The sequence below is a fragment of the Volucribacter psittacicida genome (assembly GCF_004339025.1).
GTDB lineage: Bacteria > Pseudomonadota > Gammaproteobacteria > Enterobacterales > Pasteurellaceae > Volucribacter > Volucribacter psittacicida.
Window position 1 is genome coordinate 184,199 of record NZ_SMFT01000003.1, and the last position, 20,879, is coordinate 205,077.

Here is a 20,879-nt window from a genome sequence, read left to right on the forward strand (position 1 = left end):
AAACGATGACATATTCTATTGAACAACTGAATGAAAAACTACGCGAGATTAAACTTGTTCCCGTTATTGCTTTGGAGCAAGCGGAGGATATTTTGCCATTAGCTGATGCATTAGCTGAAAATGGTTTACCTGTGGCAGAAATTACTTTTCGTTCATCAGCTGCGGCAAAAGCTATTCAATTATTGCGTTCACATCGAACAGATATTTTAATTGCAGCAGGTACGGTTTTAACTCCGCAACAAGTAGTTGATGCCCAACAAGCGGGAGCTGATTTTATCGTTAGTCCGGGCTTTAATCCAAACATTGTGAAACTTTGCCAACAACTTGCTCTTCCTATTACTCCAGGTGTAAATAATCCAAGTGCTATTGAACAGGCGTTAGAAATGGGGATCAATACAGTAAAATTTTTCCCTGCCGAGGCATCAGGTGGTGTGAATATGATTAAGGCATTATTAGGGCCTTATGGACAATTACAAATTATGCCAACAGGGGGGATTAATTTAACCAATATCCATAATTATTTAGCCATTCCTAATGTGGTTGCTTGTGGTGGTTCTTGGTTTGTGAGCAATGAACTTATAAAAGCAAAAAATTGGCAAAAAATAGGCCAATTGACTAGACAAGCAGTTGAGTTGGTGAATAACCATTAATTCTATAATTGTCTATTTTAAAATAATATGAGTTGGCACGCTTTGCCGTTCAGCGTGCTGCCTTGCTTTATTTTACATTTGAACCACTATAAATACAGAAATTCCTCGATTTTTGACCGCACTTTTTGAAGGATATCTTATTGTTTTAAGGGAATGACAATCGCAGGATCATCAGGTTTATCAATCTGTTGAATTTGTTGTTGTAAACCATAATCGCTAGGATCATTTTGATTATCAAAGAGATTAAAACGTGGATCAACTTGAGGATTAATGATACCTATCCAGTTAGCCAGTGCTTCGGTAAAGTTTAAGCCAGATTTCATACTTTGATAGATTTGACGTTGTTTATCATCACTCGCAATTTTGAATAACGGCACATCATAATGACGTTTACTTTTGCCACTACTGTTGTGAATACTAATATTATTTTCTTGAATATCATGGGCTAAACCGTGATCCGCAAAATAAATCATGGAAAAAGTGCGGTGACTTTTTTGTTTGTTTTTTTGTAATATCTTATAAATTTGCTGGAGTATTTCATCTGTCTTGTTAATCGAGGAAATATAGCAATTAATATTAAAATATTTTGCTTCAATATCTTGCTCGGCAAAGATTTTAGGATAATCGGTTAAACGATCGCAACTAATTGGGTGTGAACCGTATAAATGTAATACAATAAAACGCTTATGTTGGCTATTGTCTTGCATTAATTGCTGAAATTTTTCCAATAATAAAAAATCGCTGGTGTTCTGGCTAAAGGCATCGCCAGATTTTAAAAAGAAACGGTAATCACTTTGGTTGGCAAGGGCGGAAATCGGTGTATCAAATTGCCCTAAATAACCATGATTTGATAGCCAATAAGTTTGTATGCCAGCCGATTTGACTAAATCAATAAGATTTAGCGCATAATTTCCCTCATGATTTATTTTATCGGGCTTTGTGAGCATTAATTTTAAAGAGGCAATGGTATTTGTTCCTCCTGCGGTAAGACCGTCAATTAAAATTCCCTTTGCTTGGCTCATAAAAGGTGTATTTTCAATGGGGTAGCCATAGGCGTGATGATAATCCTTGCGTGCACTTTCGCCGATAACCAAAATATAATCATCATACCCTCCCGTTTTGAGTGTAGATTTTCCCCATTGGCTAGTAATTTTTAATTGATTAAGTTGGCGTAATTCATCAATAACTTTATGAATAGCTTGATAGCTTTCTTGGATAAATCTCAACGGTGCTTGTTGCCATAGGATAATTAAGATAACCATCGCCAAGAAAAAGGGCTTATTATAAAAATGAAATGGGCTTTTTAAGCTAAAAAAGCGATATAAGCCTAGAGCAACAATAATGCTTATGGAGAAAAGGTAGTTTTTAATGGGAATTTGCGCAAAAAACTCTTTGCTTTCTTGTAAATCTGTTGCAAATACTGAAGCCACATATTGGTATGAGGGCGGTCCAAAAACAAGTCCTATGGGAGTATATAACACATTGATCAAAATAAAAGGTAATAACAAAAAATAGAATAATTTTGTTGAGCGGTTTAAGACACTAATTAATATTGCCATGGAGGTAATTTGCATTAATGTAGGTTCAGGATAAAAGCCTGATCCCATTAGCAAGTTATCACTAACCCAGTATAAGCAGAGTAGGGAAAGGAGTAGGTAAAAACTTGGTTTAAGAAATTTAGTATTATTTGCTAGCATAGTGAATTTAACATATAGTGCAGGGTTGGTACACTTTATCTGATTTATACTATTTTTGATGTGCCATTTGCTTATTTTAAATTTAAATAGCTAGCTATACAATCAAAATGAAACTTAACCTGATTTATCAATAAAAAAGCCTACTTAAACGATGTGCTAGTAGGCTTTAAAAGGATTAAAAAGTTAGCGACTACGGAAAATAATCCGCCCCTTACTTAAATCATAAGGTGTCATTTCTACAGTAACTTTATCGCCGGTTAAAATACGAATATAGTTTTTACGCATTTTTCCTGAGATGTGAGCTGTAACCACATGCCCATTTTCGAGTTCTACACGAAACATCGTGTTTGGCAAGGTTTCTAAAATTGTGCCTTGCATTTCAATACAATCTTCTTTAGCCATTTATTCCTCTGATGATTTAATAAAAAACTGGGCTATTATAACAATAATATCTGTAATGAAAAGCCCAAGTTTCTATGATTTTAATTATTCTATCTGCTTAATTTTATAGTTGCCCCATTTTAAAGCGATACAGTGTTGGTACGCTTTGTCGTACTATTTGTACTCTATTCCCTATATTGCCTTGTTTTATATGGAGCCAATAAATTTGGCTCCTTCATTAATTTATATATTCAAATAAGCCTCTAATTAAGATAAGTTTTTTAATTTCTGTTGTAGCATTGCATAAAATACAATAATTAAGAAGAAATAAAATACTGTACCAGAATTATGCACTAAGAAACCTTGGCTAATAAAATAAAAAGCAACGGAAATAATATGTACACAACCTAACAAGGCGATTGTTGTTTGTTCTAAATTTTCTTTATTTATTGATTTGATAAAAATGCTAAAAGGGATAAGTAAAACGGCTAATAATGCGATTAATCCAATAATCCCTCTTTTAGAAAGGTCATCTAAATATTGATTATGAGCATGGCTAAATTGAGAGGCATATTCACTAATAATGCCTTGTTTTCCTAATTCCAATCGATTTTCCATAACACCTTGTAAGCCCCAACCTAGAATAGGCTTTTGTTGAGCTTGTAATAATGCACTTTTCCACATATCAAAACGTGCACCAACAGAGGTTGAGCCATTTCCTTTATCAAAATAAGCGATAATTTCATGGGTAGCTTGATGAAAACGATGACTAATTGAAGTATTAGGCACTAAACTTGCGCCACCAATAATTATAGCGATAATTGCTATAAATCCCATAATTGTTTTTTTAGGCAAATATTGACGATAAACAAAGAAAATAAATAATAAAATAAAAGGTAAACCAATCCAAGCACCTCGAGCTGTAGATAAAAAGCCAGCTAAAATTCCCATGAGTGAAAAGAAAGTATAAAGTGCGGTTAATTTATATTGTTTTTTGATTGCAAAATACAAAGTAGCAATAATGGAAAACATAGCCACCGACATTGCGATATCGCCACCTTGAATATGCATATGGGTATAAAATGCTTGTTCTTTATGTAAAATAAACCGTTGATAAATTGCAACTAAACCAGCAATAAAAGCGCCAAAAGGTATAGTATGTAAAATAATATGAGTTTTTATTGGGAATTTTTTGAACAATAATAATAAAGGTAAGAATAATAATATTTTAGCTGGATTATCTAAAACTTTAGCTTTATCACTATGTATGATAACAGAGGGTAGAAAAGTAAGAAAATAGAAAATATAACTATAAATGATAAGTTTATCTAGCTTAGGGACTTGAATCTTATTTTTCTTAATCAGAAAATGAATTAAATAAATAACACTGATTATTGATAGAATAAAAGGAGAGTAGTTATAACCTTTAGCAAATAATAATACAGCGAGAAAAAAGAATGAAACTAAAATTGTTGTAAAGTGGGTTAGGTTATATTTCTTTAACATAGTTATACCTTAGATAAGATAATATTTAAATTAATCAAAAAATACGGCTTCTTTAAATAATTTTCCATTAGTATCTTTATTTGATAAACTCGGCTTATTTATTAATGGCCAATCAATTCCGATTGTTGTATCATTCCAAAGCAAAGAATGTTCGGCTGTGGGATTATAATAATCTGTACATTTGTATACAAACTCCGCTTCATCACTTAATACATAAAAGCCATGAGCAAATCCCTCAGGCACCCATAATTGGCGTTTATTTTCTTCAGATAATATTTCTCCAACCCATTGTCCAAAAGTAGAAGAACTACGACGTAAATCTACGGCAACGTCAAAAACTTCGCCAGAAATTACTCTAACTAATTTACCTTGTGTGTTTTTAGTTTGATAATGTAATCCTCTTAATACACCTTTTATGGATTTTGAATGATTTTCTTGCACAAAATTCCTATTAGCAACCTGAGTTTTAAACCACTCATCTCGGAAAGTTTCCATAAAGAAACCTCTTTCATCACCGAATACTTTAGGTTCTAGGATTTTTACATCGGGGATGGTCGTGTCTATAATTTTCATTGATATAATTTCCCTTTATATGTAATGTTTAATATTTTTTAATGCCTCTTGCCAATCACTAGGAGAGATATTAAAAACTTTATGAATTTTATTTAGATCTAAACAAGAATATGAAGGCCGTTTAGCAGGAGTTGGATAATCCATTGTTGTTATAGGAAATATTTCTGGTAAATTTGGGAGTATATTATCAATATTTGCTTGTTCTAAAATAATATTGGCAAATTCAAACCAGCTAACATACGGATAACCAGTAAAATGATAAAGGCCAAAATCTTTGAAGTAATTATGAGTAATAAATAGTGACATTTTTATTAAGGCGTTTGCTATATCGCCGGCGTAGGTTGGACCACCAATTTGATCATTCACAATAGATAATCGATCTCGCTCTTTAGATAAACGTAATATAGTTTTAACAAAATTATTCCCTTGTTCACCAAAAACCCAAGATGTTCTTAAAATAATAGATCGAGGGCATTCTTCTAAAACAGCGATCTCCCCATTTAATTTTGTTTGACCATAAATATTTTGAGGATTAGTTATATTTTCTTCTTTGTATGGTATTGATGAGCTTCCATCAAATACGTAATCAGTAGAAATATGTAACATAATAGCATTATTTTTATTTGCGGCTTGAGCAAGATATCTTGCCCCTTTAACATTGATCGCTTCGGCAATTTCTTTTTCTTGTTCAGCACGATCTACAGCTGTGTAAGCTGCAGCATTAATAATAATGTCTGGTTGAAATTGATTTACTATTTCTATAACGGCTTGTTTGTTAGTTATATCTAATTTAGCTTTATCTAAGGCTAAATATTTATGTTTTCCTTGTAATTGTCGTATAATTGCGGAACCTACTTGTCCATTTGCACCAGTAATTAGAAATTTAGTCATTATTTTTCCTTTTTACTAAAGATAATAGGTATTGCCCATAAGAATTTTTTGACATTGAATTAGCTATGCGGATTAACTCCTCATCAGTTAACCAAGAATTTCTCCAAGCAATTTCTTCTAAACAAGCAACTTGAAGATTTTGTATATTTTCGATTGTTCTAACAAATGATGCCGCTTCGTGTAAACTTTCATGAGTTCCCGTATCTAACCAGGCAAAACCCCTTCCAAGTAATTGCACTTGTAAGGTAGCATCTTTTAAATACATTTCATTTATGCTTGTTATTTCTAATTCACCACGTTCAGATGGTTGCACTTGTTTTGCGAATTCAATAACTCTATTGTCGTAAAAATATAAACCTGTCACAGCCCAATCTGATTTTGGGTTTAAAGGTTTTTCTTCAATAGACACTGCTTGATTATTGCTATCAAATTCCACAACACCAAAACGTTCAGGATCTTTTACTTGATAACCGAATATTGTCGCTTTTCCGTTATTAGCATTTTCTACAGCATCCTTTAAAGATTGGCTAAAATGTTGTCCGTAAAAAATATTATCTCCTAAAACAAGGCAAACATTATCCTTACCAATAAATTTTTCACCAATTAAGAATGCTTGAGCTAAACCATCTGGGCTAGGTTGGATCGCATAATTAATCTTTATACCAAAATGGTTTCCGTTTCCTAATAAACGCTGGAAACTACTATTATCTTCAGGGGTAGTAATAATTAGAACATCACGAATACCTGCAAGCATTAAAACAGATAATGGATAATAAATCATGGGCTTATTATAAACAGGTAACAACTGTTTTGATACACCATGAGTTATTGGATAAAGTCGGGTTCCTGATCCTCCAGCTAAAATAATTCCCCTCATACTATTTCACTCCTAATCTTTCTAGATTATAAGAACCATCTAATACAGATTTCCACCATTTTTCATTATTTAAATACCATTGCACAGTTTTTCGAATACCGCTTTCAAAGGTTTCTTGTGGTTTCCAGCCTAATTCTTTTTCAATTTTACTTGCATCTATGGCATAACGTAAATCATGACCTGGTCTATCTGGCACATAAGTAATTAACTCAGAATATGAGGTTATATTATTAGGTTTATTAGGAATTAACTCATCTAATAATTGGCAAATTGTAGTGACAACTTCGATATTAGTTTTTTCATTATGTCCACCAATATTATAAGTTTCTCCAATTTTTCCTTTAGTTACGACTTGGTATAAGGCTCTGGCATGATCTTCTACAAATAACCAATCACGAATTTGTTGTCCATTACCATAAACAGGCAAGGATTTACCAGCTAAAGCATTTAAAATCATTAATGGAATTAATTTTTCAGGAAAATGATAAGGTCCATAATTATTGGAACAATTAGTAACAATGGTTGGTAATCCATAAGTTCTATGCCAAGCTCTTACTAAATGATCGCTTGAGGCTTTTGAAGCAGAATAAGGGCTACTTGGAGAATAAGCCGTTTTTTCTGTAAATAAATTGTTAGTACCAGCTAAGTCGCCATATACCTCGTCAGTAGAAATATGATGAAAACGAAAGGCTAACTTGTTTTGTTCTGATAATGAATTCCAATAATTTCTTGCAACCTCTAATAAAGTATAAGTGCCGATAATATTGGTTTCAATAAATGCCTTTGGTCCATCAATAGAACGATCTACATGACTTTCCGCAGCTAAGTGCATAATGGCATCAGGTTTATGCTTTTGAAATACTTCTATTAATTTTGCTTTATCACAAATATCTATTTTCTCAAAAGAGTAACGTGAACTATTTTCAATATTAGCTAAAGATTGTAGATTTCCAGCATAAGTTAATTTATCAACATTAATTACTGAGTCTTGAGTATGCTCAATAATATAACGAATTAGTGCAGATCCAATAAAGCCTGCGCCACCTGTAATAAGAATTTTCATATATTTATCCTTTCTTTATAAACAAAAATAATTACTAATAAGCACCTTTTCTTTTTAAAACAATTTCTATGGTTTTAAATAAAATGGCTATGTCATTCCATAAAGACCAATTTTTTACATACCAAGCATCAAAGTAAACTCTCATTTCATAATCAACATCATTACGGCCACTTACTTGCCATAATCCCGTCATTCCTGGCTTTGCCATAAAATAGTAATCTATATCTTGTTGGTAACGCTCTAATTCTTCTTTCACAATAGGTCTTGGTCCAACTAAACTCATTTCTCCCTTTAACACGTTAAATAATTGTGGTAATTCATCTAAACTTGTTTTTCTCAAAAAATGTCCTATGGGGGTGATTCTTGGATCATTTTTTAATTTAAAATCTTTCTCCCACTCTGCTTTAGCAATAGGATCTGTTGCTAATAAATGTTCTAATACCTCTTTAGAATTTACTACCATAGATCTAAATTTTAAACAGCTAAATGCTTTTCCATTGCGCCCTATTCTAGTATGCCCATAAATGGCATTTCCACCGTCCTTTTTGATTATAAAATAAATCATTAATAACAAAGGAGATAATAAAGTAATAATCGTTATAGAGCCAATAATATCCATTGTTCTTTTTAAAATGCGAGAGGATAATTTCGCAAGGTTATTATTAATTCTCAGTAACATTACCTCATAGCTAAAAATAAAAGTCATATCCGTACTATAGAGTGGTAATCCCCTTAATGTTGGAATAACAGATACTGAGCGACAATTCTTTCTTGCTAATTCTCTTAGCCAAAAATCTAGGCTATCATTTTCATTATTTTCCAATGCGAGGATAAATTGAAAATCTTTCTCTTGACTAATAAGATTCCAAATTTGATTATCCTTTCCCTCAATAATTGGAATATTTAAATGGCTTATATGTTTATGCTCATCATTGTTAGATGTAATAAAATATTTAATATTAAGCCCTAAGTAAGGCTCACTTGTAATGGCATTATAAGCATCTAACGCATTTTTTCCATTACCAATAATTATAGTTTCTTTTATATACCAACCTAACTTTATCAATAGATACTTAACAAAAATTCGCCCGAAAGGTACAAGAATAACTGCACAAATCCAAGTTATTCCCCATAAATAGCGAGAAAAATAGGATTTAGAAAAAGCTATAATAGACAATTCTATTATAGAAAAAATAATTAAAGTAAAAATAATTTCCTTTAGTTCATACCAAAGAGGTTTTCGATAAGTATAATGTCTAAGTTTTATCCAAAAATAAATAACAGTTAAACAACTTAATGAAAAATGAATTAAAACTCTATCATCTATTTGATTATTTGGCAAATAACTTGTTATTTCTCCTATAAAATAATTTATTATATTTATAGATAAAATAAAAGAAATAAATATCAGGAAAAAATCTGAAAAAATAAGTAAGATCTTAGATATATTCTGTTTATTCATTAGTATTCCACCATTTATTATGCATACTACATTTTTTTATAATCCATTTAGGTAAATACTCGTAATTCATACCTAATTTATACCCAATAAGCTTCATACTATTACGGATAAACCATTCAGGTATAAGGTAATATGCTTTATTTTTTAGTAAAAAAGATAATTCTGAACGAATATATTTCACACCCTCTCCCTCAGCTTTAGCTAAATTTTGAATAATCCAGTTTTCATTTTTATGGAAAACACCAATGTCAAAATAGCGTTTAAAATCTTCTAAAATAGAGTAGCTATGTGAATGATACACTTTAGCATTTGCAGTATAAGCCAATGTATAACCTGCTAAAATAAATTTGGTTCCAATATAAACATCTTCTCCTAAAATAAGATTATTGCTAAAATTTCCTTGTTCAATTAATTTATCTTTCCGATATGCACAAAAAGAATTTGATAATTGCGCAGTTTTTATCCCATATTTTGTAATATCAGATTTATTACGGTATAAACTTTCTTCTGGATAATTAAAGTATCTTAGGTGTTTTCCAAATAAATTGGTATTTTCATAGGGAATTTGTCGTCCATATGCTGCAACAATATTTTCATCTTTAAATACTGATAATATTTCTTCCACGCAATAATTGTCATAAGGCAACGCATCTTGAGTAAAAAATATTAAAATATCCCCAGTAGCTATTTCAGCAGCTTTTGCTCTAGTGCCACCATGATCAAATTCATTGGTTGGAATAATAATAATTTTATCAGTATAATTTTTTGCTATATTAACAGTATTATCTTTTGATGATGAATCGATTATTATTAGTTCATCATATCTATTTGTCTGGCTTATTAATGTATTTAAAAGTGTAGATAAACACTTTTCTGCATTATAAGTTGGAATAATAACAGATATTTTTAACATTTTATCGTCTAATAATAAATAAAGGTATATAAACTAAATTCCTAAAAAATCCAAATTTTCTATATCCTTTAAAAATTAATTTTATTCTATTTATAAAAGATATTTTGTAGAAAGTGGTATATTTTTTTAAGTTCTCTTTTTCTGATTCATTTATTTTTGAATTAAAATCATTTAAGAATAAATTTGCCTGTTCAATAACTTTATTTTGAGATATTATAGCATTGTTGTAATTTTTCTTTATGTTTATTAATTTTTTAATAATCTGTTTAATATTATATTTTTTAGCTCCCACTTCGTTTTGGCTATGCTGTCTATATAATATTGTAGGAACATCAATAAAATATATTTTTCCTAATGATGATGCTATTAACCCTAAATACCAATCATGCATAATAGATTTCTCTATATTACTATTTCTAGCTAACATTAATAACTGTTTATTAATAGCTGTAACACAACCGGTAATAGAATTCTGAACAATAAGGTTACTAAAAGTTGGATATTTGTTTAATTTTTGAAATTTAAACATTGAGCTTGATATTAAAAAAAGTTTATCATTAACTACAGAAAGATCTGAATGTATTAATGTGGGAATGTCATTGTCTATTTTCTCAAATAACTGTAAAAATTCTAACATTTTATTTGGTAACCAAAAATCATCTTGATCACTAAAAAAGATAAAATCATAAATAGGATCTATATTCTTTATTAAATATGAGAAATTATTAAGAGCAGACCCTTTTTTACTATTATCTAAAAGTAAAATTGGGTAGTCTTTTTGGAACTTATCAATAAGATTTAGAGTATTATCGTTAGATGAGTCATCAGAAATAATAATAGTTACTTTGTAAATAGGATCTAATTTATAAATATTATTTATTATTGAATACAGTTGATCTTTTAAGAAATTTTTTCCATTATAGGTAGCCAACAATATTGCGATATTCATAGTCATATATACCAGTTTAATATGTAAAAGTTTAAAATATTATTTCCATAAATTCTTATTATAGATAGTAATACACCTGAAAATAAAAATAATAGATTCAGTAATGATTACTGTTATTGCTATATTATAAATTGTAATGGAATTAAATGCTAGTAAAATTAGTAAGCTTAAGAAATGTATCATAGAAGCATAAATGATACCTTTATTAACACTATTATAGAAACCTAATGCGCCTAGAAATGGATAGCCAATAAGAGCTGATGGTAATGCTATTATATTTGCAATCAATAATATATGAAATACATGAACACTTTGTTCAGAGAATTTATTAGAGAATAGAATTTTAAATATATATATATCTAAACTATAAATAATGCTCACCGCTATTATATTAATTGGTACTAATATATAAATTAATTTCTTTATTATATTTTTATTTTTATATTTTGATATATAAGGATATAATGCTTGAGATATAGGTGAATATAATAGCTGTATTGCTTGATATAATTTTTCTGCCATTGCATAATAACCAACAATAATAGAGTTATAAAACAGACCAAGAAAAAAAACATTAATAGATGTGAATAAGGTTACAGATATTCTAGACAAGAAATATTGAAAATTGTTTTTTAAGTATAATAGCAATATCCTTCTATTTATTAGTTTAAAACCTTGATTAAATATATTTTTTATTATGTAGAAAGAAATAGTAGTTCCAAGTAAAGTTCCCATACTATTCAGAATAGGTACTAAAATATAATCATCTTCTTGTTTAACTAGAATAAATATTAATATACTAAAAATTAATCTAGATATAATATTGATTATTGTGATATATTTCATTTTTTCCATTCCCTGAAAATACCAGGTTGGAAACATTCCCATCCCTATAACCCATAAGAATGAAAAATAGTATAAGCTCTTATAATTAGTAAATTTATCAAAACAGAAAATAATAATATTTAATATTATAAAAGAAAAAATAATTAAATATATTTTTATTAAAATTACACTACTAAAAATTTCTGTTATTTTATTTTTATTATCTCTATTAATAGCTATATCTCTAGTAGCAGATAAATCAAAACCATAATCAATCATTAATAAAAAAAATGTCATTAAAGCTTGAGAAAATATAATTAAACCAAAGTACTCTATATTTAGAACCCTAACTAAATAAGGAAAAGTAATAAACGGCAATATGTAGCTAAATATTTGTAAGCTAAATAGTGAAAAAAAGTTAGATAAAAGTACTCTATTATTTATATTTATTTTTCCATATATTTTCATATTAAATTTATTTGTTATATTCTAATTATAAAGAGTGATTAAGATATAAAAATTCTTTGTTATTTTGTATTTAATGTAATTTAAAATTAGCAATTAAATTTTCTTAATTTTATTCTTACTAATCTCCCTACTCCCCAATTCACCAACAACAGCAACGAAAGGATATACAACGGCCTATTACCAAATAAAGCATAAGGTGTTGTGCCTGTTACTGGGGAAAGTTTATGGGTTAGGGTTGTTTGTTCAAATTGTGGGGCTTGGGCGATGATGTTGCCTTGTGCGTTAATAAATGCGGTAATGCCTGTATTGGTTGCTCGGATAACGGGTTTTCCTAATTCTAAGGCGCGCATTCTTGCCATTTGTAGATGTTGCCAAGGTCCGATAGAGTTGCCAAACCAAGCGTCATTTGAAATAGTGAGAATAAAATCGGTATTTTTTTTCAAATTATTTCTGACTTGTTCGCCTAAAATAATTTCGTAACAAATCGCTGGGGTAAAGTAATATCCTTTACTGGTTAATGGCGATTGTAATTTGTCGCCTGCTTGAAAAGCTGACATCGGTAAATTAAAAATACTGCCTAAGGGGCGTAATAATTGTTCCAGTGGAACATATTCGCCAAAAGGCACTAAATGATGTTTGTTGTAACGATTTGGATTGTTATCAAGCTGATAAGGTTGTTGTGAATTTGCCAATACAATCATTGAATTAAAGAGTTTTCCGATATTTTCATCGGCGTAAACGGTGCCGATAATGATTTCTGTGCCTTTCGCTTGTGCGGTATGCTGTAACTCCATCAGTAATGGGGTAATATGGTTCTCTGTAATGGGAAATGCCGATTCTGGTAGGATAATAACATCAGATTTGCCTAAATGCTGATAAATTTGTTGCCAATAGATATCCAATGTATTTTGTAAATGTTTTGGATCCCATTTTAGGTTTTGTTCAATATTACCTTGTGCTAGGGTAATGGTTAGCGAACGCTCATGTTGAGGTTGCGTATAGATTTTTTGCCCTGCAAGATAACTGAGCCCTGCCACGATAACCAGCATAAGACTATGGCTGATGATTAGGTGCAATGAACGTGGGGATTTAAAAAGTGCAAGAATAAGACTAAGAAGTACGGCACTTGCCCACATGGTAAAAAAGGTTAGTCCTGTTACGCCAAAAAGGGGGGCAAGCCCCGAAAAAGGGCTGTCTATTTGACTATAACCAAATTGTAACCAAGGAAAACCTGTTAATACCCAGCCTCGTAGAAATTCGGTGAACGTCCATATCACTGGAAACATTGCTAATTTTTCAATGTTAAAACGTCGGATAAGGTAGGTAAATAAGACGGGGTAAAGTGCAAGATATGCCGAGAGAACAATGACGAGTAAATAGCTGATAATCAGTGGCGCTCCGCCAAATTGGTGGATACTTACATGTAACCAGTTTACCCCTAAGCTAAAAAAACTGATACCCCAACAAAATGTAGCCCAAAGGGCGGTCTTTTTTTGCGGAATTTTTGCCACAAAAAGTAAGCCAATTAAGGAAATATAAGCAAATCCCCATAGATCAAAGGGAGAAAAGGCTAAAACGCCTACGGCACCTGTTAAAAGTGCGGTTAAATAATAAAAAATATTTTTCATTATTCTTCGCTCATGGTTTCTTTTAATTTATCCATTTCGGCTAATTGTTGATCGGAAACGGTAACACGTAATTGAATAATACGGCGGCTATCCGCTGAAGTGACTTTAAAATTCATATTTTCTAGGGTGATTTCTTCGCCTTTGACAGGTAAGTAGCCAAAGGCTTGCATTACCAATCCTCCAATGGTATCCACTTCTTCATCGGCAAAATGGCTGGCAAATTGTTGATTAAAGTCTTCAATATCTGTTAAGGCTCGTACGGCATAGGTGTGTCGTGATAATTGACGAATATCCGCAATATCTTCTTCATCAAATTCATCTTCAATATCGCCAACAATTTGTTCTAAAATATCTTCAATGGTAACCACACCTGATATTCCGCCAAATTCGTCAACCACGATTGCCATATGGAAACGTTCAGCACGAAAATCCTTTAACATACGATCAACACGTTTACTTTCTGGCACAATCACCGCAGGGCGTAAGAGGCTTTTTAGGTTAAATTCTTCGGCATTAGAACGTAAAAATTTCAATAAATCTTTAGCAAGTAAAAGTCCCTCGACATTATCTCGTTCATCACTGACAACAGGGAAACGTGAATGTGCTGAATCAATAATGATGTCAAGGCAAGCATCAAGATCTTGATCAGATTTAATAAAAACAATTTGTGAACGAGGGATCATAATATCTCGTACACGCAATTCAGCAATCTCAATCACGCCCTCGATCATTTCTCTGGTATTTTGATCGATTAATTCATTTTGTTCCGAATCTCGAATAACTTCCACCAGATCTTTTCGATCCTTTAATTCGCCTTGGAAAAAACGGCTAAAGAGGGTTTGAAAAAAACTTTTTTTACTCGGGGTTTCTGTTTGGTTTGTACTCGTATTTTGTTCTTCGTTATGCATAAATTTACTATTTATTTTTCACTCCAATTAACAACCTCGCAAGCTATCATATTTTTTATAACAGATCTAGCTTTTCTCGAGGTAAAGGTGTTAAATAAGGCTTATATTATCCTCCCGCTTTAAAATGAGCGGAAGTTGATTGATCTTGTCCTTAAAAGTGCGGTAGAAAATTGAATTATTTTTTGAAAAGCCATTGTTGTGAGAGGTTTTCCCTATCTGTGATGGAGATCACAAATCTGAATTATTCCATTTAACTTTAATTGACATCGTTATCCCCTCATCGCTATGATAACAATAAATCATTTTTTATTTAAATTTTGTAGTTTTACTTCATTTTTAAATAAATGATGAGCCAAATGTTTATAGTCATTTCAATTTAAAATAAGCCAAGGCATAGCATAGCAACGCCCTATTATTTTAAAGGAAAATGGCTATATTCTTAAAAACTGTAAAAATTCAACTGGAATGCGTTATACCACTGAAAAGCAGTTATTCACCTCTGTTAATTAGGAGTTAAATATGACTAAAAATCTCTTTTCACAAGATATTAACCATCTACAAAACAAATCTCGCCGTCACTTTATGAAAATTGTTGCGGGCGTAGGCGCAGGTCTTGCATTTAGTGGTAGTTTGGGAACATTTACCCCTAACGCCCTTGCAGCAAGTATAAAAGGAAAAACCATTGAAGCAGGTATTGCTTATCCTCTTTCTACAGGCTTTGATCCATTGACTGCCAGTGGTGCCTCTTCTTATGCGGCAAATTTACATATTTTTGAAGGTTTAGTTGATCTCCACCCCGCTACACGCAAGCCTTACCTCGCACTTGCTGCTAAAGAGCCAGAACAAGTTGATGATTTAACTTGGCGTATTGTCTTGCGTGATGGGGCAACTTTCCACGATGGCTCGCCAGTTACCACTGAAGATGTGGTGTATTCTTTTGAGCGAGTTTTAGATCCAGAGAAAAAATCACTGTTTGCTATGTTTATTCCATTTATTGCTAAAGTGAGTGCATTAGATGAAAAAACAGTAGAATTTAAACTTAAATATCCATTTGCGTTATTTACCCAACGTTTAACCATTGTGAAAATTGTGCCGAAACATATTGTGGAAAAAGGACAATCTCAATTTGATGCAAATCCAGTGGGTTCTGGGCCATTTAAATTTGTTTCTGCCGTAAAAGATGACAAAATCGTCTTTGAGGCTTATGAAGCCTATAACGGACAATATCCTGCGCAAGTGGAAAAAATGTCTTGGTTATTATTATCTGATGCGGCAGCTCGTGTTACGGCACAAGAATCTAAACGTACTCAAGCGATGGAGTCTGTGCCATATATTGATATTGCCCGTTTGAAAAATAGAAAACAAACCGTAGAATCCGTGCAATCTTTCGGGTTACTTTTCTTAATGTTCAACTGTGAAAAAGCACCATTTAATAATCCTAAAGTGCGTCAAGCCTTACACTTTGGTATAGATACCGATAAATTAATTGATATTGTTTTTGATGGTAATGCTGAAGCGGCAAGTTCTTATGTGCAAACCACTCACCCTGACTACGTTAAAGCTACCTCACAATATCCTTATGATGTGAAAAAAGCGGAAGCCTTACTCAAAGAGGCGGGCGTAACGCAATTACATTTCCAAGTATTAGCCACTGACCACGACTGGGTGAAAGAAAGTGCGCCATTAATTCTTGAAGCATGGAATAAGATCCCGGGCGTAAAAGTAACCTTACAACATCTTCAATCAGGTGCTTTATATAATAACCATGTTGATCCAGGTACTTATGAAGTGGCGATTGCCCCAGGCGATCCTTCTGTCTTTGGTAATGACTTAGATCTCTTATTAAGTTGGTGGTATCGCGGTGATGTATGGCCAAAACGCCGTTTCCGTTGGGCAAATACACCAGAATTTGCCAAAGTACAGGCATTGCTTGATGAGGCGGCGAAAGCCAAAGATCACAATGAGGCAAGAAAATCTTGGTCTGAAGCCATTAACATTATTGCCGAATATGTGCCACTTTATCCGATTGTGCATCGTAAATTACCATCTGCTTGGGATAGCAGTGCATTGGAGAACTATCAACCATTACCGACAACAGGGGTTTCTTTCCTTGGGGTTGGTCGTAAATAATTATTAATCATAAAGGGCGTATTAAACGCCCTTTATCAATAAAAAAATCATTGTTTGATTTCATCACACATTGAGTTCAGCAAGATTTCTAAGAGGTTTATAGGAGAAAAGAATGGATATTATCCTTCGTTTGCTGTTACGCCGTTTAATGGCTTTACCCGTTATGATTATTGGGGTAACTGCACTTGTTTTTGTCGTTTTACAATTTACCCCCGGCGATCCTGCCACTGTCGCCCTTGGCGAAAGTGCCAGCGAAGCGGCGAAAGAATTATATCGAGAAAGTCGTGGATTAAATGATCCCTTATTGGTGCAATATTTTCGCTTTTTAGGTAACCTTTTTGTCCTTGATTTTGGTATGACTATGCCACCAGAGCTACCTATTAGCGCAATGATTGCCAAGGCGTTCCCGATTACGTTGCAACTGACCTTTATTGGGGTAATTTTTGCGGCGATTGTTTCTTTTTCTCTTGGCGTTCTTGCCGCACTTTACCGTGATCGTTGGGTAGATCAAGTCATTCGTCTTATTTCTGTGGCTGCGGTTGCAACGCCATCATTTTGGTTAGGGATCTTATTAATTCAATGGTTCTCCCTTGAGCTAAATTGGTTACCTTCTGGTGGATATATTCCTTTAAGTGAAAGTGTCAGTGGTTATATTCAATCGATGATTTTACCTTCTCTCGCCTTAGCTGTTCCTGTTTGTGCTTCATTAATTCGTGTGGTGCGTACCACTATGGTAGAAGAAATGGATAAAGATTATGTGCGTACCGCCATTGGTAATGGGGTGCCTTACTCCACCGTAATTCGCCATAATGTTTTACGCAATGCCCTTATTACCCCTGTTACCGTTCTTGGTTTGCGTGTCGGTTATTTATTAGGTGGTGCGGTCGTTATTGAGCAAATTTTTGATTTACCGGGAATGGGGAAATTGATCTTTAACGGTATTGTTAATCACGATTTAAATTTAGTACAGGGTGTGGTGCTGACGATTGCCTTTACCTTTGTAGTCGTCAACATTATTGTTGATATTTTGTATTTATTAATTAATCCTAAAATTCGGAGTCTATAATGTTTCGACAAGGTTTAGCAAAACGTTTAGCCGCAGGCGGTGCAAGATTCCAAGCGCTTTCTGGGGCATCAAAAATCTCTTTGATTTTTCTATTATTCGTGGCTTTAGTGGCAATCTTTGCGCCGCTTATTGCCAGTTATGATCCGCTTTCCTCTATTGCCCGTATGCGTCCGCCAAGTGAAGAATTTTTATTTGGTACAGACCGTTTAGGGCGTGATATTTTTTCTCGTATTGTCTATGGAGCAAGAACCTCATTATTTATCGGTTTAGGGGCTGTAGGCTGTGCCATTATTTTCGGTAGTATTTTAGGGGCAACCGCCGCTACCGCAGATAAATGGGGTAATGAAATTATTATGCGTCTTATGGACATTTTAATGGCATTCCCAGGTATCGCATTAGCAGCAGTATTACTGGCAACTTTTGGTAACTCAGTACCTATTATTATTCTTACTATCGCCATTGTTTATACGCCACAATTAGCTCGTGTGGTGCGTGCTAATGTGGTGTCCCAATGGGACGAAGATTATGTGCGAGCTGAACGTGTGATCGGAGGAAGTAGAACCTATATTTTATTAAAACACGTTGTCCGCAATACAGCCGCACCTGTGTTAGTTTTTGCTACCGTTATGGTGGCGGATGCTATTGTTTTTGAGGCTTCTCTCTCTTTCTTAGGCGCTGGCGTTCAACCTCCTTACCCATCATGGGGGAATATTTTATCGGAAGGACGTAATATTGTTCTCAATGGTGCATGGTGGGCAACAACCTTTGCAGGATTAATGATTTTATTAACGGTATTATCGTTAAATATTTTGGCGGAAGGCTTAACCGATGCGTTAGTTAATCCAAAATTAAAAGGCAGCAAAAAATCAACCAGTAAACCAGAAGAACGTTTAAGTACCGATGTACAAGAAGCCTTAGCAGAAAGTTTAGCCCTTAAACGTTATTTACTAAAATTACACCAAAAAGAACAAAGCCGTACGGATCGTATGCAAATTAATCCAAATGCCAAACCGATCTTACAGGTCAAAAACCTTTCTATCCGTTTCCCAAATCGTTATGGTGAAACGCCGTTAGTAGATAATATCAGTTTTACTGTCCATGAAGGCGAAACCATGGGGCTAGTGGGAGAATCGGGTTGTGGTAAATCTATTACGGCTTTCTCCATAATGGGATTATTACCGAAAACAGCAAAAATCACTGGGGAAATTTTATTTACTGACCGCAGTGGAACACAACATAATTTATTAAATTCCAATGAATTGAATAAATTGCGTGGTAATGAAATTTCTATGATTTACCAAGATGCCTTAAGTGCATTAAATCCATCAATGCGGATTAAAGATCAAATGAACCAATTAATTAAGCGTGGTAGCAAACATACGGCTGAAACCTTATTGAAATGGGTACATTTAGATCCTGAAAAAGTATTAATGCGTTATCCTCACGAATTATCAGGTGGACAACGTCAACGTGTTGTTATTGCCATGGCATTAACTCGTGAACCAAAATTATTAATTGCTGATGAGCCAACAACCGCATTAGATGTTACTGTTCAAGCGGAAGTAGTAAAATTACTCAATGAATTGCGTGATAAACTCGGCTTTGCCATGGTATTTGTGAGCCACGATTTAGCGTTAGTGGCACAAATTGCCCACCATATTACCGTAATGTATGCAGGACAAGTGGTAGAAACCGCACCGACTTCGTCATTACTTTCTCAACCAACGCACGAATATACTCGTGGTTTATTAGGCTCTGTACTTTCTACGGAAGCACAAGCGGAGCGTTTATACCAAATCCCAGGCAGTGTGCCTTCCCCTTATGATTTTGCCAAGGGAGATCGCTTCGCAAGCCGTTCATTACGTCCAAATGCGGATCCAAATCAACGCTTAGTGCTTACCCCTGTAGAGGGCGATCCGCAACATTTATGGGCATCGCATTTAACGGATAACAACGCTCAACCAGCCACTCAAGGAGAATCTGCATGAGTAGTATTAAAGTATTAAAACAACAAAATATTATTGATTTAGAAAATATTGTTGTGCAATTTCCTTCACGCGATGGATCATTATTCGGACGGAAAAAATTTACAGCGGTCAATAATATCAGTTTAGGTATTCGAGCAGGGGAAACCATTGGTTTAGTGGGCGAGTCAGGTTGTGGAAAATCCACCCTTGCCAATGTGATTATCGGTTTACAAAAACCTACCAGTGGCGTAGTGAAATTTAATGGCTTAGAAATGCAATATGGTAGTGCGGAAGCTCGCCGTCAATTTGGTCGTCAAGTTTCCGTTATTTTCCAAGATCCCGCCACCGCACTTAATCCACGTATGCGAGTGTTGGATATTTTGCGTGATCCCCTAGATATTCACAACGTCCTCAAACCTCACGAACGAGAAAAACGGGTTTATGAACTGCTCTCTCGTGTTGGTTTGCCTCGTTCTGCGGCATTGGTTGAACCTACCCGTCTATCAGGGGGACAAAAGCAACGGGTCGCTATTGCTCGGGCATTAGCCTTGAACCCTAAATTAATCGTGGCAGACGAGCCAACTTCTGCCTTAGATGTTTCTGTGCGTGCCCAAGTATTAAATTTATTAGCGGATTTAAAGAAAGAATTAAACCTTGCTATGGTGTTTATTTCCCATGATATTCAGACTGTTCGCCAAGTATCAGATCGTATTGTGGTAATGTTTGCAGGGCAAATTATGGAACAAGGTACGACCCAAGAAATTTTTGATAATCCAAATATTGACTATACCAAAAAACTTTTGGGGGCAGCACCGTCATTACTTTAATTTAGTCACTATATTGATTTCCTTACCTTTGCCCTGTAAGGAAATCATCTAAAAACTGACCGCACTTTAAGGGTTATTGAGCAGGGCATAACAAAATA

At 33.5% G+C, this 20,879-nt stretch carries 18 protein-coding genes; 5 read left to right on the forward strand and 13 right to left on the reverse strand.

Features of this window, described 5'->3' with window-relative positions:
- Window positions 1-5 precede the first annotated feature (5 nt).
- Window positions 6-650 carry a bifunctional 4-hydroxy-2-oxoglutarate aldolase/2-dehydro-3-deoxy-phosphogluconate aldolase gene (locus EV694_RS07685; protein ID WP_132691192.1) on the forward strand — a complete coding sequence of 215 codons (645 nt, stop codon included), beginning with the start codon at window positions 6-8 and terminating at the stop codon, window positions 648-650.
- 137 nt (window positions 651-787) lie between these two features.
- Here the strand turns inward: EV694_RS07685 and EV694_RS07690 are convergent, their stop codons facing one another.
- The 13 genes from EV694_RS07690 to corC form a co-directional block, all read right to left on the reverse strand.
- On the reverse strand, window positions 788-2,347 hold the full coding sequence (locus tag EV694_RS07690) for a phosphoethanolamine transferase (RefSeq protein WP_132691194.1): 1,560 nt from the start codon (window positions 2,345-2,347) through the stop codon (window positions 788-790).
- 183 nt (window positions 2,348-2,530) lie between these two features.
- Entirely contained in the window at window positions 2,531-2,749 is a 219-nt protein-coding gene (gene infA, locus EV694_RS07695) for a translation initiation factor IF-1 (RefSeq protein ID WP_005627617.1), read from the reverse strand.
- A 246-nt stretch (window positions 2,750-2,995) separates the two neighbouring features.
- On the reverse strand, window positions 2,996-4,234 hold the full coding sequence (locus EV694_RS07700; RefSeq protein ID WP_132691196.1) for an O-antigen ligase family protein: 1,239 nt from the start codon (window positions 4,232-4,234) through the stop codon (window positions 2,996-2,998).
- A 30-nt stretch (window positions 4,235-4,264) separates the two neighbouring features.
- A complete protein-coding gene (gene rfbC / locus EV694_RS07705) occupies window positions 4,265-4,807 on the reverse strand; it encodes a dTDP-4-dehydrorhamnose 3,5-epimerase (protein WP_132691198.1) in 543 nt (180 codons plus the stop codon).
- A gap of 15 nt (window positions 4,808-4,822) precedes the next feature.
- The gene (rfbD, locus tag EV694_RS07710) at window positions 4,823-5,698 is read right to left on the reverse strand and encodes a dTDP-4-dehydrorhamnose reductase (protein ID WP_132691200.1); all 876 of its coding nucleotides are present in this window, start codon (window positions 5,696-5,698) and stop codon (window positions 4,823-4,825) included.
- A complete protein-coding gene (gene rfbA, locus EV694_RS07715) occupies window positions 5,691-6,575 on the reverse strand; it encodes a glucose-1-phosphate thymidylyltransferase RfbA (protein WP_132691202.1) in 885 nt (294 codons plus the stop codon). The genes rfbD and rfbA overlap by 8 nt, the downstream gene beginning before the upstream one ends.
- Before the next feature lies 1 nt (window position 6,576).
- Window positions 6,577-7,638 carry a dTDP-glucose 4,6-dehydratase gene (gene rfbB, locus EV694_RS07720; protein ID WP_132691204.1) on the reverse strand — a complete coding sequence of 354 codons (1,062 nt, stop codon included), beginning with the start codon at window positions 7,636-7,638 and terminating at the stop codon, window positions 6,577-6,579.
- 34 nt (window positions 7,639-7,672) lie between these two features.
- Window positions 7,673-9,100, reverse strand: coding sequence for an undecaprenyl-phosphate galactose phosphotransferase WbaP (wbaP, locus tag EV694_RS07725; protein ID WP_132691206.1), 1,428 nt, complete (start codon window positions 9,098-9,100; stop codon window positions 7,673-7,675).
- Window positions 9,093-10,013: a glycosyltransferase family 2 protein gene (locus EV694_RS07730; RefSeq protein ID WP_132691208.1), complete on the reverse strand. Its 921-nt coding sequence runs from the start codon at window positions 10,011-10,013 to the stop codon at window positions 9,093-9,095. Before EV694_RS07730 ends, wbaP begins: the two co-directional genes overlap by 8 nt.
- 1 nt (window position 10,014) lies before the next feature.
- A complete protein-coding gene (locus tag EV694_RS07735) occupies window positions 10,015-10,968 on the reverse strand; it encodes a glycosyltransferase family 2 protein (RefSeq protein ID WP_132691210.1) in 954 nt (317 codons plus the stop codon).
- A gap of 33 nt (window positions 10,969-11,001) precedes the next feature.
- Window positions 11,002-12,255 carry an oligosaccharide flippase family protein gene (locus EV694_RS07740; RefSeq protein WP_207859803.1) on the reverse strand — a complete coding sequence of 418 codons (1,254 nt, stop codon included), beginning with the start codon at window positions 12,253-12,255 and terminating at the stop codon, window positions 11,002-11,004.
- A gap of 86 nt (window positions 12,256-12,341) precedes the next feature.
- On the reverse strand, window positions 12,342-13,883 hold the full coding sequence (gene lnt, locus EV694_RS07745) for an apolipoprotein N-acyltransferase (RefSeq protein WP_243646006.1): 1,542 nt from the start codon (window positions 13,881-13,883) through the stop codon (window positions 12,342-12,344).
- Window positions 13,883-14,791 carry a CNNM family magnesium/cobalt transport protein CorC gene (corC, locus tag EV694_RS07750; protein WP_132691214.1) on the reverse strand — a complete coding sequence of 303 codons (909 nt, stop codon included), beginning with the start codon at window positions 14,789-14,791 and terminating at the stop codon, window positions 13,883-13,885. The genes lnt and corC overlap by 1 nt, the downstream gene beginning before the upstream one ends.
- A gap of 582 nt (window positions 14,792-15,373) precedes the next feature.
- Here corC and EV694_RS07755 point away from each other — a divergent pair.
- The 4 genes from EV694_RS07755 to EV694_RS07770 all read left to right on the forward strand — a co-directional run bounded on the left by EV694_RS07755 (window position 15,374) and on the right by EV694_RS07770 (window position 20,781).
- Entirely contained in the window at window positions 15,374-16,921 is a 1,548-nt protein-coding gene (locus tag EV694_RS07755) for an ABC transporter substrate-binding protein (RefSeq protein ID WP_243646008.1), read from the forward strand.
- 112 nt (window positions 16,922-17,033) lie between these two features.
- Entirely contained in the window at window positions 17,034-17,987 is a 954-nt protein-coding gene (locus EV694_RS07760) for an ABC transporter permease (RefSeq protein ID WP_132691218.1), read from the forward strand.
- Window positions 17,987-19,975 carry a dipeptide/oligopeptide/nickel ABC transporter permease/ATP-binding protein gene (locus EV694_RS07765; protein ID WP_132691220.1) on the forward strand — a complete coding sequence of 663 codons (1,989 nt, stop codon included), beginning with the start codon at window positions 17,987-17,989 and terminating at the stop codon, window positions 19,973-19,975. Before EV694_RS07760 ends, EV694_RS07765 begins: the two co-directional genes overlap by 1 nt.
- Window positions 19,972-20,781, forward strand: coding sequence for an ATP-binding cassette domain-containing protein (locus tag EV694_RS07770; protein ID WP_132691222.1), 810 nt, complete (start codon window positions 19,972-19,974; stop codon window positions 20,779-20,781). Before EV694_RS07765 ends, EV694_RS07770 begins: the two co-directional genes overlap by 4 nt.
- Window positions 20,782-20,879: the final 98 nt, after the last annotated feature.

Excerpts from the sequence above, each read along its gene's own strand:
- EV694_RS07765 (WP_132691220.1), top strand. The coding sequence starts at position 17,987 with ATGTTTCGACAAGGTTTAGCAAAACGTTTAGCCGCAGGCGGTGCAAGA.
- EV694_RS07740 (WP_207859803.1), bottom strand. The coding sequence starts at position 12,255 with ATGAAAATATATGGAAAAATAAATATAAATAATAGAGTACTTTTATCT.
- EV694_RS07685 (WP_132691192.1), top strand. The coding sequence starts at position 6 with ATGACATATTCTATTGAACAACTGAATGAAAAACTACGCGAGATTAAA.
- wbaP (WP_132691206.1), bottom strand. The coding sequence starts at position 9,100 with ATGAATAAACAGAATATATCTAAGATCTTACTTATTTTTTCAGATTTT.
- EV694_RS07755 (WP_243646008.1), top strand. The coding sequence starts at position 15,374 with ATGAAAATTGTTGCGGGCGTAGGCGCAGGTCTTGCATTTAGTGGTAGT.
- lnt (WP_243646006.1), bottom strand. The coding sequence starts at position 13,883 with ATGAAAAATATTTTTTATTATTTAACCGCACTTTTAACAGGTGCCGTA.
- EV694_RS07735 (WP_132691210.1), bottom strand. The coding sequence starts at position 10,968 with ATGACTATGAATATCGCAATATTGTTGGCTACCTATAATGGAAAAAAT.
- EV694_RS07770 (WP_132691222.1), top strand. The coding sequence starts at position 19,972 with ATGAGTAGTATTAAAGTATTAAAACAACAAAATATTATTGATTTAGAA.
- rfbB (WP_132691204.1), bottom strand. The coding sequence starts at position 7,638 with ATGAAAATTCTTATTACAGGTGGCGCAGGCTTTATTGGATCTGCACTA.
- EV694_RS07760 (WP_132691218.1), top strand. The coding sequence starts at position 17,034 with ATGGATATTATCCTTCGTTTGCTGTTACGCCGTTTAATGGCTTTACCC.
- rfbD (WP_132691200.1), bottom strand. The coding sequence starts at position 5,698 with ATGACTAAATTTCTAATTACTGGTGCAAATGGACAAGTAGGTTCCGCA.
- EV694_RS07690 (WP_132691194.1), bottom strand. The coding sequence starts at position 2,347 with ATGCTAGCAAATAATACTAAATTTCTTAAACCAAGTTTTTACCTACTC.
- rfbC (WP_132691198.1), bottom strand. The coding sequence starts at position 4,807 with ATGAAAATTATAGACACGACCATCCCCGATGTAAAAATCCTAGAACCT.
- EV694_RS07700 (WP_132691196.1), bottom strand. The coding sequence starts at position 4,234 with ATGTTAAAGAAATATAACCTAACCCACTTTACAACAATTTTAGTTTCA.
- corC (WP_132691214.1), bottom strand. The coding sequence starts at position 14,791 with ATGCATAACGAAGAACAAAATACGAGTACAAACCAAACAGAAACCCCG.
- rfbA (WP_132691202.1), bottom strand. The coding sequence starts at position 6,575 with ATGAGGGGAATTATTTTAGCTGGAGGATCAGGAACCCGACTTTATCCA.
- EV694_RS07730 (WP_132691208.1), bottom strand. The coding sequence starts at position 10,013 with ATGTTAAAAATATCTGTTATTATTCCAACTTATAATGCAGAAAAGTGT.
- infA (WP_005627617.1), bottom strand. The coding sequence starts at position 2,749 with ATGGCTAAAGAAGATTGTATTGAAATGCAAGGCACAATTTTAGAAACC.